Source organism: Pseudomonas sp. MDT1-16 (genome assembly GCF_054898115.1).
In genome coordinates, this window is record NZ_CM142717.1 from 2,329,723 (window position 1) to 2,346,529 (window position 16,807).

Consider the following 16,807-nt stretch of genomic DNA (forward strand, 5'->3'; position numbering starts at 1 on the left):
CTTAAGAGCGAAGATCAGAATCTCGTGGGGCTTTGCGAGTTTGCCCCAGGACATACGGACAAAGGCTACCATGCGAGCGCTAGCGTTCGTACTGGATAGAGATTGAGGTAGGAGAGAGCTTGGAATACCGCCGTTGAAAAGAGTGATCGGTTCTTGATTTATGTGCGGTAAAAAAGATCGGCGAAAACGGCGTGTTTGTTGGAGAACACGGTGGTGATCCAGCGTTCGATAAAAACCGGGATACTGACTGTAGGGTGTCTTTCACCGGCGATTGATCAGCGACTGAGGGGCAGTTGGGCGAGTGCTCGAACGTTTTGATTATCGCCAATTCAGCGTGGGTAATTTACCGATGAATTTTTCCTTTGAATTGGAAAGGAATGAGGTTTCAATGGCCCATTCGATTCGACCTGGATTGGATCAGTAATAGGGCTTGGTTTGATGCCCCGCATTCTGTAAAGACGACCTTGCAGAGGTCACCTTTAAGGTCAAAATCATAGAAGCGGCAGCGAACCGTAGTGGACTAAGAATGTATACGCCAACGCCTGTAAACCTCATCAATTCCTTGGATGCCTTGTCGCCTGCACGGCTGTCTTCGTATCGCCAGTTTTTTTCCCCAGCTTCTGATCAAGAGCTCTATGGCATTTATTGCTGGAATGAAGTCCTTTCCACGAATTTCATGCGCCTGATCGGCAACGTAGAGATCACGCTGCGCAACAAATTTCATTACTACCTCAGCCAACATGTCTCGCGTGTGCAAGGGGCGGCATATGTGGGAACACCCGATTCCAATGATTGGTACAACCATGTGGGGTTAAGAGGTAAAAGTCTCAAAAAAGTGCAGGATCTAACCCACGATAGCCGTTTCAATCCTCGGACGAACCAGCGTGTCTGGACGCCAAAACCGGTGATGCCAACCGCTAATCAAGTGGTTTCAAACATGACCCTCGGATTCTGGGCGCCACTTTTGGATCTGCAGTTGCCCTGGACGGTCTTGATTCCTCAGATTTTTCCTAAGCATCGGTATGCCTCCAACGCCAATCACTGGAGAAGCTCAACGAATATTGGGCAGGTATATGAGCGTCTAAATCGGGTTAGAGACATTCGAAACCGGGTGGCCCATTTTGAACCGCTTTGGAAGATCAGAAATATTGACGAGGAAGTGCGCAACATCCGGGGCGTAACCCCATTGGTGGAATTTATTGCGCCTACGAATGAGGTAGAAGCTCTTGATCGCTTGCAGATTTTTTATGACAGGACGGTGCAGCTGCTGCACTGGTTGTCACCCGATCGCGCGCTTGATCATCGAAGCACGGAGCTTCATCTGAAGACCTGCTTTTTGATGACTCAGAAGGGTCTTGATCGCTACAAGCGAGGTGAGGCAACTCAATCCTATCGGACGAGTAGCTTGACGAAGTCTTGGGGGGCAAAGCTGATGGTGAAGGATCGTCGACCGATGGAGCTGATGCACAGAGGGCAAGTTATTGGTGTTTTCTACCCCACGCCGTAGGCCGACGGCGAGATTTTCAGTCGATTTTTTGGTTCGTGTTTTTCAGTGGAAAAAGAAAAAGCCACCCTTTCGGAGTGGCTTTTTCAATGTTTCTCATTGCCCTTGGATCTTCAGTGGTACTCATAACCTGCTGAGGATGTCTTCCAAGCGCCTACGGATTGAATCTTACACTTTTGGATATAAGGTATCTAGCTATAGGGTGTAGGTGTTTTGATAGGCTGTGACTATTAGAGGTGATCCACCTGCCGTTGGACGCCCCTTTTAGCCGCACGACATGTTGACGAACACTGTGTAATCCCATTCGGCAGAGCTGCGTTCCCGGATTTGTAAGATTCGATCCTGTGACTCTAGGAGTCGTTTCGGTATCGTCCCGCTCATGACGAACGTGCCCTATAGGAGCATATTGTGAGCAACAATATCGTATTTACACCAGGTCGGCAGATGTATCACTTCACCCAGCTTCGCCAAGAGGTCGGCGATCTGCAACTCATCGGACTGATGGCGCAGCGGCTGCTGCATACCAATCAGCTATCCGCCCCCATGGCTGTGAGGGCAGCAGCAGATCAGTTTGAGATTCTTGATCAACTGCAGCAGGGCAGTCCGGTATTTTCGCAGATGAGGGCGGACGCCGGCTTTGGTCGACTCGCCGTAGATCCTGCTTCGATGAATTCAGAGATACAGCTCATTGAGCATAAGGACGAATAAAATGAATGCGCAACAGAGCACATTGCACGATGACGCGCGCTATGAACCGGCGCTCCCGGTAGACACGATCAAACCGTTGGTGCCGTTCAGCAAGAAAGATTTTGCTACCTACATTGAGGGGAGGTTCGATGTCTCAGAGAAGATCTATGAGCCCTTGAAAGACCTGCTGGCAACCTACCGCATTGAGCCCCATCAGATATTGGGCACGGACTTTGCGGATGAGGAAAACAATACAGAGTTGTTCGAGTATGAACAGGCCAAGCTCATGGTTTTGGCGCGAAAAATGTCCATGCGCAATAACAAATGGCGCACGATCGTGAGCCGATCAAAACCCACGATGAGCGCAGTTCTGGGCTCTAGTGCACCCGGCAGCTTGGCTCAGAAGGAAAAGATTGAGCTGTTCCAGTACTACATATCCTTACTCAAAGCTGGCATCCCTGCAGCTCGAATGGACTCAGCTCAGCCATTGCTCGCAAACGCACAGGGTGAGGAGTACGAGGGAGGGCATTTTGAGAAGCTCACAGCACTGATGTCGAAGTACACCGCCGATTTTATCTCGGCGCGCCAGCGTGAGATTTTAGTCGCCTCGAATAAGCAGCACGACCGCGTGCACCCCGAAAAAGGCCATAAATTCTGGCCGGTGGATGTTTCACCCGAGTTCGGCGCGGCAGAGGCTGTTCATGCCGCTAGAGAAAGTTTCATCTCGATGTTGGAATCAACCCCTCCTGACGCAGCGAAGGATATGGCTCGCGTTCGGTTACTGAAGGATTTCTTTCTTGATGCCGAAAGCTCTTATTGGAAGGAAACCCATGAGCTCAACAAAGCCGTCCTAGGCGATCTTCCTCCTGAGCTTGGGAAGGTGAATCTTTCAGCGTCGCGAGAAGATATACCTGAAAAAGTGGCTCAAGCATTCGGTGTCGGCTCAGGTGGTCTTCCTGCCAGTCTGATAGCTGAGGCTGAATGCTTGATCTGGCTTTACGGGCTCAAGCACTGCCCATTCGAAGTCGGAGCAATGGACGACAGGCGAGCTGAGTATTTTGAGCAAAACCAAGTGCCACACTACGTAGCAATAGCTGCAGTGATACTGAATTACCTGCGACTCACGTGTAAAAATATAAAAATCAGCGTTCCCGGAGAAACCTACGGGAAAGTACCGGTCTACAAGGCATTTCGAGAGGCATTGAAGAGCGCAGGTGTAGATTTGGCGCTTGGGGTGGAAGCGAATCAAGCGCAGCTTGCTCAAGCATTTCGCTCAATAGACACCAAGGCGATGACGTACCTGGCATCACTGTTCTCCATCGCTACCAACGCAGACGATGGCCAAGCCCAATTCCTGCGTATGGACTATGTCGCTGGGCATGTAGAAGTCAGAGTCGAGCGCACCGCGCTTCTCGCTGAATTACCGAAGATGCTGAAGCCCTACAGTTGTCAGACTGCCTTCATGCTGATCTGCACCTACATGAGTGCAATGCGTGATTGCACACATAACCCTTTGGCGTGACCCGGGACTTGAGGGACTCGGGAATACACCTGGTTTCGAACCGGAAACAGTGAGCGACGAGCCGCTAGTGATAGCGGCTTCGTACGCGGATGGAGCCGAAGGCGTCGGCTACGTGAGTTTCGATGCCACTGAATTCTCGCACCCTGGGCAACCTGTCTTCTTTACCGACCCTTGAGCATTTGAGCGACTTAATGGCTGTAAAAATGCTGCCCCAGAAGGCTTCCCAGCAAGTCTTCAAAGACCATCGACTCTTCAAGATCCAGTTCGAATGGGCCATAACCCTCGATGAAATAGGTGAGCTTTTCGTAGTTGTAATCGAGCACCTTGCTGACGACGAGCTTGCCCTTGAGGAAATGCACCTCCCCTCTGCTTGCGGGATGAAGCTCCATCATCAGATTTTTGATGTCATCTACCTCCAGCTCATATTGATGCTCATCGATTTTCAGAAGCAGGGTGTCACCACGCCACTGGATATCATTGAACCTGTCCCGCCCAGCACTACATAGTCTGAAGGGGCTCAAAACTTCATTCGCTTTCTTGAATCTTTCGTAAAGCTCTTCAAGAGGCGGAATACCGACGAAGTCAGAGTGGATGACGTTGTTCCTCAGGTTTTTCAGCTGCTTGGCCTCGTCTACAAACTTAGGCCAATATTCTGGGATCTCAGGAAACAGAGGGTAGTCCCCCAGCATTTTCTGAACGATGTGCCCAAGTGGTTGCTGAGGGGCAGTTCCTGACTTTCGGTGGACATAGCTGACAATGGACTTTTCGAATTCGATAGCTTCAAAGCGCAAGTCATCAACGGACGGCACTCCGTAGCCCGGTAATTCCTTGTAATTTATTTCACTGAGAACGTTCATATTTTTCTTGCGGCGTAGGCGTTCAAACATCTCGCTATCGGTTCCTTCGTCAGGTTGGGCCTTGGGGGTTTACAAGTAGACTTAGCCATCCTCGAATGACAAGTATCGAGGTCTTGATCAGGGGGGGATCGGTACTGCCAGGATATTTACGGCTCGCTTTATCCCACACCCATAGCGCCACTCCGAGTTCGAATGGCGCTGGGTCGTTAATCTACGCGGCAGGTGACAGCGGCGTGGGCGTTGCTGGTTTACCCGAGATTGAGAGTGTCTTGAATGTCTCGATTTTCTCTGACTCCAGCTCCTTCAGGATCGTTTCTTTCGCATCGTTCTTGTCAATCGACTTGCCGCTATTGTCGAAGGTGATCTGCTTGATCCGTAACTCGATTTCGCTGTCCTTGCTCTGACCGGCAGAGAATTCTGGGAAGCCAAGGGAAATAACGCAGTTGCCATCGAGGCCCGACGTGCTGAAACGAAATTTTGCGTCCAAGCGATGCAAGAACAAGCTCGGTCGATAGGACACATTGGAGAGAAAGTCCGAATGTTCCAGGCTGAATCCCTTCAGATCCAGGTTGCGGATTTTCTCTTTCATCCACTCCAATTCGTTTGGAAGCAGGATGTCGGGATCCGGCGCTATCCCCATGTCCACGACCTCGATAAACGAGATGGCCACCAACTTGCTGTGCTGAGTCAGGCCCAAAAGATATTTGAATCTGTTCTCATTGGTAAAATCGCAGAAGCGGATGGCCGTGACCGTCTCGTTCTCGTCGATTTGCTTAACTGATTTGAAGTGCGAGACCAGGTGCTTGGACATCGCTTTGTTCGTGGTTCTTGTCTCTGGTGCAGTATGCGTGCTGATCAGGATCAGTTCATCCTGGGCCTTGTTTTTCTTGATCTCGATTGACCCTTTGAAGGTCTTGTGCGAATCCGCCCAGCTTTTGGATCGATCAATTCGTTCCAGGAGGTAGTCCATCCGGATGGTGTCGAGGTCTTTGTTGACGGGATAGAAGCCAGGCGTGCCCAGTACCTTGAAATTCACGAAGTCGAGGTCGAGGAGTTTGTTTACGTCGATCGAGTCGGGTACAGAGTCGAGCAGCGTGTCTTGCCCTTGCCACTTGATGGTTTGGGTGGTGATTTTCGGATTGTCTTCCTTCGTCGTGTAGGCAAGCTGGAGCTGAGAGAATTCGCTAGGCCTGATCAGGGACAACGTCAGGGCAGGGATAGACTGTTCCTTTTCCTGACTGTTGATGAAGACGCCCCGACTTTTCAGCACAGTCTTAATATCAGCTGCGCCGATGTAGGGTTGGGCCAGATAGGTGCGCAGCGCCTCACCTTGCGGCAGGATCGAGTCAATATTCTGATTACTCACTGTATCAACCTCTGAAATCTGCCTGGTAAGACTCCACATCTACTATGGAGGCGAATTCTTTGTTCGCGATTGCCAGCTTGGCAATGTTCGCGATTTCCTCGTGTTCAACGTAGTTGAAGTCAGGGAAGGCAAGCGTGACCTTATGTGGAAATTCAAGGGCGATCGCCATCGAAAATCCGATCATGCGTTTCACCGCTTCTTCGCTGAAACCATCCTGGCAGCAGATGACCAAATGCTTCTTGTCATACTCCTGAACGAAGAAAGGGATGAGGCCGCTGTTGAGATATTCGGGAGGTAAAATCGGGCCATTAGTCAGCCTTTGGATGGGACTGACGTTCTTCCCTGTAGAGGGATACAGGAAGCTCACGTTCTCAGCTCCAAACGTGTTTCTAACGTAAGTGATGGTGTCGAACAGGAAGCTCGCGCGGTAGTTGTCCACCACATAGATGGTTCCATAATTGGAGTCATCAAGCTTGCGCGAACCTGCGACCTGACTGACCACATCTGCCTCGGCATCTGATTTTGCGCTGAGCCAAAAAAGGACGCCTGCGATCGCTTGGGAGCTTGCATCGGTGTAGCCCGAATTGATGGACTTTTTTACGGTCGAGCGATTGAAGCATTCGACCGTTGTCGCCAGGTCGACGAAGTGTTCTTTGAATTTGGTTCCCGGTGAGGTGGGGTAGGACACACTCGAAAACTTGGACGAAATGACCATGTGCTTGAGCACGCCATCCTCAAGGGGGGACAGGCAGCTGAAGATGAAATCCGCCCCATGCGTCTGCCTCGGGTTCTCGGACGTACTGTGTGGCTTTGGCTTGACGCAGTCGATGCTTGTTCCCTTGAGTGCCGCTTTCCATCCGATGAGGTTGAGCAGAGTCTCAACAACGTGTTCCCCACGTTCACCCAATTTCTTTGACCATTCGCCCATCACAAGTCCTTTATAAGTCGAGACGCACCAACCCTATGTGAGCCGAACGCTACGGAGTCTGAGCGGTGATGTCTAGTGGCACTTTGTCCACAAAACTGAAGCACAGCGTTGCGTACTGTGGATTGCTGAATATTCAACTGATAGACAGCAGGGGTCATGAGCTTAAAAGGGGTATACCGGTAGGTGTAGCCTGTAACATTCGATGACATCCAACCCGACGTTCCAGAGGTACATTCTGCTCATGGACTTATCCGTAAAAAAATACGTCCCCGTCGGCTCTGCTCCAGTCAATGTATGGAGGATGGTAGGAATACCTTCACGCGGCGCGCAGCTGCATAAATGGATTCATGAAGACTTGCGTCTTTTGTTTTACAAGCGGTTGGCAGCCGTCTTGGACGTACCCGAGCGACGGCTTCGCCAGTACCTGTGTATCACGCCTTCAGCGTTTTCTAGAAGGGTAAGCGGCTGGCGCTGGCTGGCTGATGTGTATGCGAATGGTGTTTTGAAGAAGGAATTTTCGGCAGGGCAGGCTGGTTAAGTTAATCTGGACTACCCAGCAAGGACGCGCCCAGATGAATCTCGTATGTCTTGAATGTTTAACTGATCACTATCTTCAGCAATTCTTCGCTGACAACGATTCAGATGAGTGCAGCTACTGTAGTAAAGAGTTACCTGTAGTCGAGCTGGATGAGCTAGCCAGCCACTGCGAAAACTTCATCCTTGATGCCTTTCAGCTGGTGGAGCAATCTGACGCGGTCATTCATTACAACCGAGATCCCGTAGGCGATCCTCTACCCGTTGTTTTGGAGCGAATGCTGCGGGCCCCGGAAGCAATCCTGGACGACCTGACGATTGCTTTGCTTAAGATCTGGAGCGAATGGCCAGACGAGGATCTCTTCTTCATTGAGCAGACGTTTGTATCATCCCATATGGACTCAGAATGGCGGAAAATGGAGCGCAGTCTGCGAGATGAAGCGCGATTCGTGAATCCGTTAGCTAGTCGGATGCTTGAAAAAGTCTTCGGATCAATCGACCAGTTTCGCGCCCCTGATCAATCCACCGCGATCCTCACCGTCGGCCCAAATGAGCCTATTCGAACCTTCCAACGAGCTCGGGTTTTTTCTGATGCTGATGAGATGGCCAAGGCCTTGCTTCACCCTGAACGTCATCTTGGCCCACCTCCTTCAGGCGTTGGCGCTGCCGGGCGGATGAACGCTAAGGGTGTGTCGGTTTTCTATGGTGCTACCAATGATGAAATCGCCATTGCTGAAGTGCGCCCGCCAGTGGGCAGTCTTGTTGTCACCGCGACCTTTGAGGTTATCCGGCCATTGCGCCTACTAAACCTAGAACATCTCAGCTTGATTCAGCCTAGCAGCGAGCTCAGTTATTTCGATCCAGCGCGTCAGGATGAGGCTCAGCGTTGCGCATTCCTGAAGGCGCTCGAAAATACGCTGTTGATGCCGGTCATGCCGGAGCTGGTTGATCAGGGGTATCTGATTACTCAGGCTATCGCAGATTTTCTTTCGACACATCCCTCCCTTGCGGTCGACGGCATATTCTTTCCTTCTGTGCAGCATGCAAAGAACGTTGGGCACGCCATTGGGCATAACGTCATTTTGTTCAACAAAGCATCTGGTGTGCTCAAGTCTGAGTTGAAATACCAAGCCTCGTCAGTCAGCTTGTGGGAACACGAAGAAGGGTACAGCCGCTACCGTCCTGAAATTTGGGCCGGGAGCGAGCACTCAAGCCCTTTAAGACGTTCGAGCGATGTGCGTCTTATGGTCGCCTTGGCGTCTTCAATTGCGCCAAGCCTGGAGTTGGATCGCACGCGTATATGTATCCACCATGTGGAAGGTGTGAAGTTCACGACCAAGGCAGACGCTGTTGAGTACCATCAGGATGCTGAAGAGAACAGTGGTTAACCACTGCCGATAAACACTCGAGCGGATTTTTGAGAGGTGGGGGAGTTGGCGCTTCGGATTCAGCTCTTGGGGCCGTCAGGAGACCAGGCTCGCTGCTGATAAGCAGCGCGCATAATGGAAAGCTGCAATCGAACATTTAAACGAAAGGACGCGACATTTATGGAAATCTCCTTTGCTCAAATCAGCGAGCGTTTGAACAATCGCCGATTTACCGTAGCGGACAACACTCACGGGCTCTCCGGGGCAGGCACCGTATTCCATTACCAGGTCGAGGGAGATACCATTTCGGGCACTTACCAAGGCGGCCGGATCCGCATCGGTCATCAAATCGGGCGTGTGGCCGGCCCCGATACCATTGAGCTTCTTTTTCAGTGCTTGACTGTGGATGGCGAGATTCTTTGTGGCTGGTCGCGCGGCACGGTAGGCGTCGATCATACAGGACGTACCACGCTGACATTTGTATGGGGTTGGTTGTCGGGCGCGACTGGAGGTGGGGAGTCTAGCTACGTTGAGCTTGCTGCTTAGCCTAAGATTTTTTCGTCGGGGCTTGGTTGCGAAAGCCGGGATGGTTTGCTCCAGCTCTAAACGTCCCCCGTCAAAGCATGGCCGTGTGGGGGTAGGTAGGTGCCCGCGAGCAGTGATATCCCGGCACTCATCATGCTCAACGAGGTAGGCTGAGATCCAGCATCACCGAGACTAAATTCACGATTGGAAGAGAGTGCTTGTAGTTGGCAATGATCGACTCAAGCCGAAGAAGGATTTTCTCCCTGTTTAGCTCTTCCTCGCGCAACACTGTTTTGTAGAGAAGATCGAAACTGGTTGTAGCAACAGTGTATCGTCCTTGTTCTGACCGGCTCATGTCTCCGAACATCGCAAGGACAACCAAGTAACATTTCCCGCCTACCCTTAGGGCAAGCGGCACTAAGCATGCAGCTTCAAACGGCTCGTGAGCCTCGACAAAGCTAAAGGAGATATTTGCCCCAGCCTCGCTGTTCAAGAAAGCAAAGATGCCTCTAATGTTTCGATCGCTGCGCATGAGTTCTGTTGCAGAGATCACCAGGTTCCCCCTATCTGCGAAAAAGCTCTTCGTCTTGAGCAATATGTCAGCTGTTTCTAGTGCCTGTGAATAGTCGGGCAGGCCTATGCCGTTTTTGACGATTACAGAGCTCTGGGAACCGTAGAAGTCCATGTCTATGGAAAGGCCTTTTGGAGCATGCAGCAAGCAAACGATCTGAAAAAAATTAGAAAGCTCCTCCAGGTTTACCGGCAAGTCCGGGTCAAGCGTTGCGGTGAATTGGGCGCTCGAACCATCCTCATACATAAACCAGTCAAAGGTGCCGCAATCGAACCGGATTTTTTTCAGGTTCTTGGGGAGCCAATCATGCATTGGGCTGAAATAGGCTGAAGCATCCACCTGCGCGCTCGCGCCAGTAGACAGATCTCGGAAGGTCAGTGTGCCCTTTGCAGCTGGCGCCACCGGCGTGAGTTCCATAACACCCGCAAATGATTCACGGCGACTACAGGGGTCTTCATGCCCAAACCGTTTGGTGGAAAAGTGCATATTCTGCAAGTCGACGCTTCCGCCCATTCCTAGGGTAGCGTTCACCAATGCGGTTAGATTTTCCATGCCTTCAAGCTGGAAGTGCATTGCGTGGCAGCCATCCTCAAAGCCAACATTTTTTAGAAACATTGATTTCTTGTCGGTGTATTCAGCCGGTGAGCTTCCGACGGCCCGTAGGATTTCTGATTTGAAGGTGCTGGGTTCGCTGAGCTTTATTTCGCGACCTAGCCCAAAATCAATGCGTAGCGTGAGCTTGTGTAACCTTTTTGCTTTGCCGGCGATGATGTGAGTGTTGACCCTCTCCAGGATTTCACGGATCAGGGCTTCATCCACGTGGCGTATGAATGCCCTTTGGGGATGCGGCCCTTGCGAAAAGTCCATCAGCACATAGAAGGAGGGAAGCGGGCTGGTGGCCATCTTGCGAAGGTTGGACAGGGTGACATCGACTTTCAATGACGTGGTACGGGTGGACTTTACCTGGACTTTGCCTGCAATGATGGGCTCATGAAGCGTCAGCTGAGTAAGATCGCTCGCTTCCTGTTCGACCTCGACGAAGACGTCCCACCCATGTTTGTCAGCATTGCTTTTATTGGCGGTCACTCCATCGACGGAGCAGAAACCCATAAAAAAATGCTCACCACCCGCTCCTATATCGCCCATAAATTCCTCTGACTTTCCTTTCTTATCTGACGTTCTTTCTTTATCTGATTTGCTGGCTGGAGGCTCTTCTGTTGCCCACGGCGGTGGCTCGTGATTAGGTGTGCTCATCCAACCCTTATGCTCACGAAGACGTTTTTTGAGTGCGATCGAGCTTGCGATGCATCAGCGACACCATCGTGAGGATATCTAAGGCGTCCTGCTCGGACATTGGCCAGTTTACTTTTGGAGCGTGGGCGAGGGGATTGCGTACAGCTCCGAATAGACCGATCAGCAGGTTGGCAAATCCCTTCTGTTCGCTCTTTTCAGATTCGGAAGTCAACGGCCCCAAAGCGAGGACGGGGTTTTGACCAAGGAATGCCTTCGTCACCAAATCGGCACCATCGCCGTTCAAGCCTGACAAAACGCGGATCCTTTCAGCGATCCCCTTGGTGGCCTCAAAAACGGCGTGGAAGTAGTTATCGCTTAGTAGCTCGGCGCGACAGTAGTTCAGAACCTCCTGATGCACAGAACGGGACTCCAGCGCAGCCCTGAGTCGTCCTACTCGTGCGCGTGCCTCGTCCAGGGTGGTGGCTTTGTCCGAGTGCCCCACTTTTCCATCATCGCGTACGTAAAATCCAGAAAAGAAGAGAACAACATTGAGCTCGTCCCGACGCCAGATGAATGCCGCGCGGTCTCGGGCGTAACTGACGGGGTTCATCGCGTTGTTGATGAACAGGACAAGATGGTTGCCGGCCTTATACTGGTTCTGCATGTCCGCCAATGCATTGAACAGACGTTTCCATTTGGTATTGTTCGGGTCTATGTCTGGAACCCGTATATCTTGGAGAAGACGCCCTATTTGAGGGCCGGTCAAGCCTCGTTCGGTGTCAGCCAGAACACGACAGGCAGCTTCAAGGTGTTGTGAATTGAATGGTTCGATCCGTTTACCCAAAGCTAATCTCCCTAAGTAGGCGAAGCGACATCGAGCGGTTGGCCTGGAACAACTCAGTACAACACTGGCCAGGCTACGCGCTCAAGTCTCGCCTTAATGGCTTTACCGTACGCAGGCTCGATCTGAATAGCGTAAGCGGCAAGGCCCATCAGATGATTACGCATACCTGCAACCGCTGAAAAACCCCGACGCTCTGCATGCTTCAAAGGGCCGACATCTTCACGCTCAAGATAATGCAGATGCATGCGCATCTTCATTTTGAAGGCGCGGGTCAGTCTCGGCTCATCCTGATCAACCTGAAGCCCTAGAACGATCTTTCTGCTTCGTGGCGAGACGATTGCCGTTTTGCTCAGGTTAGGAGCCAGCCCGAATCGCCTCAATATTCCATAGATTTCGTAGACCGCCTTTCGGGCATCATCTCTTTGAAACTCAGGAGCACCCGTGGAGAACGTAAGGTCGTCAGCGTACCGCGTGTAGGTCAGACCGTATCGGTTTGACAGGGCGGTCAACAACACGTCCGCCTCTCTCATGGCGAGGTTTGCAAGCATTGGACTTGTCGCAGCCCCTTGAGGGAGATGCCCAATCCTTGGTACGGCATAGGATCTGATTTTCGACTTTGTAACGGGAGCCTTGCGGAACCATCTCCAACTGCGGCGCAAGCCATTAAATGGCCCGATACGAGTACAGATGCGCGTCAGCTCCAACGATACGAGAGGTTGATAACCAAGGCTGCGGAATACTCGGTAACAATCGACTTCTGATATCGATTCAAAGAACCGCTGCACGTCGACCTTGATCAGCCAGCGACTGGCGCAGTGGGGGGCAGCAGCGTCGACCAGGCGGCAGTTCGGGGCAAATGCTGTGCTGGCAGAATGGGGCTTCCCTTTCGCCAACACGTGCTTGGCAATCCATTGCTGAGCCACTGCAAGGCTATGTGGTGGCACACAGATCACTCTGAATGAGGTGGGCTGGCCCGGCCGTGCACGCTTACGAACACGGAAGATTTTGTAGGCGTCTATTTCTCGCGTGACGTAATCACGTAGGTGTGGGTATGGCACCTGAGTCAGATGGGCCAGATGCTTCAAGGTCAATATCGGAGGAAGAGAGGAGTGTACTGCGACGGTTTTTTCGCCCGTTGTGATCGCCGCAGCCATCACTGATGCCGGTACGTCACCTGCTCCCGGGGCGCGACGATAGTGTTGAGGCTTCCAATCCTTCATCTACTTTGACACCCGCAGGGTGAGTGCTCCCGCCGCAGGCCGAAGGCTACGCCACGTGAACTGTGGCGAGAGCGCTTAGCCGTAAGCAGGGGCTAGGACATAGGGCTGCAGTAATCTGCGCCCGGTAGATGAGTCGTAAAGCCTGACTCATCTTGGCGGCAACATTCCAGGAATGCACGCCGATGCTAGAATCTAGACTGGTCGCCTCAACGAGGTGGGATAGTACGGTTGCGGCTCATGATTGCCAACAGACATTGCGTTTGAAGCGAGCTGAAGCTGCTTTTTTGCATGCATGAGTTGGCCGACGCCTTGGTCAGTGACCCGCCGTTGGGAGTCTATCCAGCCGTGTGCTGTCATCACTCTCAATAGCTTGGTCAGTTCGTGCGTTGGCAGGCCAGTTCTTCCAGCGAGCACTCTGTCATTGAGCCGTAACGGACGTGATAGGGCGCCCAGAAGAAGAAATATCTGCCCGGTCGGTATATCTGATTTCATTACCGCATTGGATTTGGCGAGGGTGTGCTGACCGAGATTATTCAGGCGTGCGTTGATTTTTTCCGTAGTCAGACCAATCCCGAACTCGTCTTTGCTAATGCCGGCAGAAACTCTGGCCGGGAACAGCGGCGTCCAAGGATTCTTTTTATTTTTGGAAGCCTTGTGAAACATCAACGGGACATTGTTCGGCGCACCATGGGCGAAGACGAGCAGTGCGCCAGCACTTCCATAACCCAGGCTTGGCCCACTCCATCCCCATGGCGCGTGACCTGGCTCTCCATCAGTTGGGTTGTAGGCCGTGCAGAGTCTTTTCATTTGCTCTGCCACCGGCTTTGAAAACGTCGTGTCGATGGTCGGGCAGGGCAGAACGATGTGAACCTTGGGACGGCAGGGATGACGCGACACAAATTTTTCGCCGTACTGCGTGGCCGAATAGCTCATGACTGCAAATTTCATCAGTCCGCCTGACCACCAGCTGCGAACGGATCTCACACGCCAAGCAGCTTCAAGGTAGCGCCGCGCTCGATCGCCACTGCCAATCAGATCCGTCACGACCCAGAAACCTCGTGCATGCTTGCGTCGAATTTGATCAGGCCCCGGATGGTTGAGGAATTTTTTGGGGAGCTCACGGCAGAGCTCTGATATCAGCTGCGCGACAATTCCTTCACTACCGACGGAGGGGTCATATGACTTGGTTGGTTTAACCGCTGCCGGCCCGGCCGCCCCACAGGCTCGCCGAGGAGTTCTTCTAACCTCCTTGAACAAGCGATGAGGTATCCCCTGGCGATGTCGAAGTTCGCGTTCGGCATACAGTGCGACAGCGCCATCAATGCTCTCGGCTTCATTGATGAGCATCGTGCGCATGTGATCTATGAAGTCGTCACGTGAGACCAGGCAAAAGGCTTCAAGCAGCTTCTTAGCGAGCGCACGGTCTCCCAGATTAAACTGCCCCAACCACGCCTGGGCTTGGTTATTACCACCTATAGCTGTCAACTCATCCATGGTGCATCCTGATTCGAGAAGCCACTTCGATCCCCTCGGAGTAAGTCTACCAAGGGCTGAGCGCATTGATGCCTCAGCGTCAGCCGGAGGCTTGGCAGCGTTTCCAAGTTACCATGACAGGCATCATCGCGCGTTTAGTGGCAAAGTGCAGATCGATCCGATCGGTCTATGGGATGGTGACTCGACTTCGCGCCTCGAAAAGAAGGAAGTAAAACCTTGAGTGTGACGTCTATTCAGATCGACGGCGGTCGTACAAGGATCAGCGATTCTTCACTTAAGCCATCCTGCAGGTAAAGCTCGGGTATGAATTCTTCCCCAGGTGCTTCCATTGCCACCAATGCTTTGGCTTGATCGAAGGCCTTGGAAACGGATAGTCCAAAACCAATGGCCGAGTAGAACTGCGCAGAAAAAATGCGTGCAGGCAGGTCTCCCACATCCCTGTTCATCCCGATGGTCGCTGGAATGTACCGCGTGCAGCCTTGGGCCTGATTGAAAGAGAAGCAAGTATTGAAGAACACCAGCTTCACACTTTCCGAACCCAAGGCCATCGCGCTCACAATCGCTTCCATGGACACATGTTTCGGCTGGCCTTGGTCGTCTTGCAGCACCAGAGTATCGGCGATCGTGCCATGACCACTGAAATGCACGATGGTCGGCCGCAGCTCATTGATGGCCTGTAGTACATCCATCGGCCTCACAGCCCAACGAGTGTGAAATTCCACGGCGTCTCTAAACTCGGATGCCCGAATTCGTTCCCTGATCAACCTGGCTTCCTCATCGAGCGCAAGCTTGGTGCTTGAAGTGCTGCCGGGATCTGCTGCGAAGAAAACGACCGCTATCTTCTCTGGCAGAGCCTTCAGTCGCTCGATCTCCCTTGCAGTCTCGGCATGAAGGTCAGCGTGCTTAGACAGACCATCGTCCAGCACCCGCATCTTGCGATTTTGTTCTCTCATGGCACGTTCTTGATCAGCGAACATCTTCTTTTGATCCTTCACGTGCTTAGACTGAACAGCATCCTGTTGCTTGAGCTCTCGTTTAATCTCATCGTCCCGGCGACGTTGAACCGCAATCAGCTTTTTATTCTCTGCGGCAATTTTCTTCTCGATTTTGCCGACCTCCACCTGCGCTTTCGCTTGGTCGCCTGCATATCGCACTGCGTCTCGATGTCTCGAGGTAGCCGTGGAGATCGAAGACGTGCGGGCAGCAGCGGTTAACGCATCGGAGCTTCGTTTTCCTGCCTTCGCCGCATCCTCGACTTTCTTGGATTTATCGCCTTGAAGTTTGACAATGATTTTTTGAAGGCTAGCCACCTGGTTGCGAAGCTGATCTGCACTCAACGACAAACTCCTTTCGGGCAATGCTATTAAATCGCTACTATACGCAGAATGAGTCAGTTGCCGTATCGGCTCCTGCAAGCAACGCTCCTGTGGCAATTCTCTTGCAAGCAGCGTGAGTCGAGATTTCTGTTCCGATGAATGAATCCATTTCGTACCTGAAAGACCGCTTCAAGGAAGAACAAGCTCGCTTTGATCAGGTTGAGAACAAAAGCGCGAAATTCTTCACCGCAGTGTCGGTGCTGATTGCCGGTTTGAGTGCGCTGGCGGGGCTGAAGAATGGCATCCTCTTTCAGCTTCAATCTCCCATCGCTATCCTCGCCTTCGTATCGTTCGCTGTGGCAGCTTTTGCCATCGCATGCGCTTGGGGCCATGCCTTGAGTGCCCTTAGCATCAAGGCCTACCCAAACCTGCCTTCCAATCGGGAAACGGCAGAGTACTTAAAGGTGGCGAACGAAGATGAACGCAATAAGCACCTCTACAACTGCTACATCGACACCCTCGAAAAACTCAAAACATCGATCGATGAAAAATCCAAACCACTGAGCCTTGCGTACTCAGAAATCATCATTGGTGCCAGTGCCTTCGCAATGCTTGCCGTACTCATCATTATCAGGGAGCTAACAGCGTGACAGACGAGCAAAAACCACAGAACAATGAACAGACGCGCACACCGCCACCGCCTGCCACTACGGAATATCAGCGACGCTCCCAAGAGCCTCCAGTGAATCAGCAGGATCGATCCGGGCGCCGGTAATTGGTGCCGGACTCGTTTCTTTAGGGGCACGCGGTCGTGTGATAACTCACGAAATCACTGCCAT

At 52.1% G+C, this 16,807-nt stretch carries 15 protein-coding genes; 7 read left to right on the forward strand and 8 right to left on the reverse strand.

Going from position 1 to position 16,807, the window contains the following annotated elements; all coding sequences use genetic code 11:
• Nucleotides 1-526: 526 nt before the first annotated feature.
• The 3 genes from ACYZT3_RS10445 to ACYZT3_RS10455 all read left to right on the forward strand — a co-directional run bounded on the left by ACYZT3_RS10445 (nt 527) and on the right by ACYZT3_RS10455 (nt 3,713).
• Nucleotides 527-1,507 (forward strand): Abi family protein, encoded by a 981-nt coding sequence (locus ACYZT3_RS10445; RefSeq protein ID WP_462032043.1) that lies wholly within the window; start codon nt 527-529, stop codon nt 1,505-1,507.
• Nucleotides 1,508-1,912: 405 nt separating this feature from the next.
• Nucleotides 1,913-2,212, forward strand: a complete 300-nt coding sequence (locus ACYZT3_RS10450; RefSeq protein WP_462032044.1) for a hypothetical protein — start codon at nt 1,913-1,915, stop codon at nt 2,210-2,212.
• 1 nt (nt 2,213) lies between these two features.
• Nucleotides 2,214-3,713, forward strand: coding sequence for a hypothetical protein (locus tag ACYZT3_RS10455; RefSeq protein WP_462032045.1), 1,500 nt, complete (start codon nt 2,214-2,216; stop codon nt 3,711-3,713).
• A gap of 188 nt (nt 3,714-3,901) precedes the next feature.
• Here the strand turns inward: ACYZT3_RS10455 and ACYZT3_RS10460 are convergent, their stop codons facing one another.
• The 3 genes from ACYZT3_RS10460 to gapS4a form a co-directional block, all read right to left on the reverse strand.
• Nucleotides 3,902-4,600, reverse strand: coding sequence for a hypothetical protein (locus tag ACYZT3_RS10460; RefSeq protein WP_462032046.1), 699 nt, complete (start codon nt 4,598-4,600; stop codon nt 3,902-3,904).
• A gap of 181 nt (nt 4,601-4,781) precedes the next feature.
• Nucleotides 4,782-5,936, reverse strand: a complete 1,155-nt coding sequence (gene gapS4b / locus ACYZT3_RS10465; protein ID WP_462032047.1) for a GapS4b family protein — start codon at nt 5,934-5,936, stop codon at nt 4,782-4,784.
• Nucleotides 5,937-5,940: 4 nt separating this feature from the next.
• Nucleotides 5,941-6,864, reverse strand: coding sequence for a GapS4a family protein (gene gapS4a, locus ACYZT3_RS10470; RefSeq protein WP_462032048.1), 924 nt, complete (start codon nt 6,862-6,864; stop codon nt 5,941-5,943).
• Nucleotides 6,865-7,105: 241 nt separating this feature from the next.
• Between gapS4a and ACYZT3_RS10475 the strand changes: the two genes are divergently transcribed.
• From ACYZT3_RS10475 to ACYZT3_RS10485, 3 genes are all read left to right on the forward strand, one after another.
• The gene (locus ACYZT3_RS10475; protein WP_462032049.1) at nt 7,106-7,402 is read left to right on the forward strand and encodes a hypothetical protein; all 297 of its coding nucleotides are present in this window, start codon (nt 7,106-7,108) and stop codon (nt 7,400-7,402) included.
• A 34-nt stretch (nt 7,403-7,436) separates the two neighbouring features.
• Nucleotides 7,437-8,786 (forward strand): RES family NAD+ phosphorylase, encoded by a 1,350-nt coding sequence (locus ACYZT3_RS10480; RefSeq protein ID WP_462032050.1) that lies wholly within the window; start codon nt 7,437-7,439, stop codon nt 8,784-8,786.
• 159 nt (nt 8,787-8,945) lie between these two features.
• A complete protein-coding gene (locus ACYZT3_RS10485; RefSeq protein WP_462032051.1) occupies nt 8,946-9,311 on the forward strand; it encodes a hypothetical protein in 366 nt (121 codons plus the stop codon).
• 136 nt (nt 9,312-9,447) lie between these two features.
• Here the strand turns inward: ACYZT3_RS10485 and ACYZT3_RS10490 are convergent, their stop codons facing one another.
• The 5 genes from ACYZT3_RS10490 to ACYZT3_RS10510 all read right to left on the reverse strand — a co-directional run bounded on the left by ACYZT3_RS10490 (nt 9,448) and on the right by ACYZT3_RS10510 (nt 15,989).
• Complete coding sequence (locus tag ACYZT3_RS10490; protein WP_462032052.1) at nt 9,448-11,115, reverse strand: hypothetical protein; 1,668 nt, start codon at nt 11,113-11,115, stop codon at nt 9,448-9,450.
• Nucleotides 11,116-11,128: 13 nt separating this feature from the next.
• On the reverse strand, nt 11,129-11,938 hold the full coding sequence (locus tag ACYZT3_RS10495; RefSeq protein ID WP_462032053.1) for a TIGR02391 family protein: 810 nt from the start codon (nt 11,936-11,938) through the stop codon (nt 11,129-11,131).
• 53 nt (nt 11,939-11,991) lie between these two features.
• Nucleotides 11,992-13,158, reverse strand: coding sequence for a reverse transcriptase family protein (locus ACYZT3_RS10500; RefSeq protein WP_462032054.1), 1,167 nt, complete (start codon nt 13,156-13,158; stop codon nt 11,992-11,994).
• Nucleotides 13,159-13,350: 192 nt separating this feature from the next.
• Nucleotides 13,351-14,652 (reverse strand): phosphoribosyltransferase-like protein, encoded by a 1,302-nt coding sequence (locus ACYZT3_RS10505; protein ID WP_462032055.1) that lies wholly within the window; start codon nt 14,650-14,652, stop codon nt 13,351-13,353.
• 233 nt (nt 14,653-14,885) lie between these two features.
• Complete coding sequence (locus ACYZT3_RS10510) at nt 14,886-15,989, reverse strand: hypothetical protein (protein ID WP_462032056.1); 1,104 nt, start codon at nt 15,987-15,989, stop codon at nt 14,886-14,888.
• Between the two features lie 134 nt (nt 15,990-16,123).
• Here ACYZT3_RS10510 and ACYZT3_RS10515 point away from each other — a divergent pair, with 134 nt between their 5' ends.
• A complete protein-coding gene (locus ACYZT3_RS10515; RefSeq protein WP_462032057.1) occupies nt 16,124-16,618 on the forward strand; it encodes a hypothetical protein in 495 nt (164 codons plus the stop codon).
• Nucleotides 16,619-16,807 lie beyond the last annotated feature (189 nt).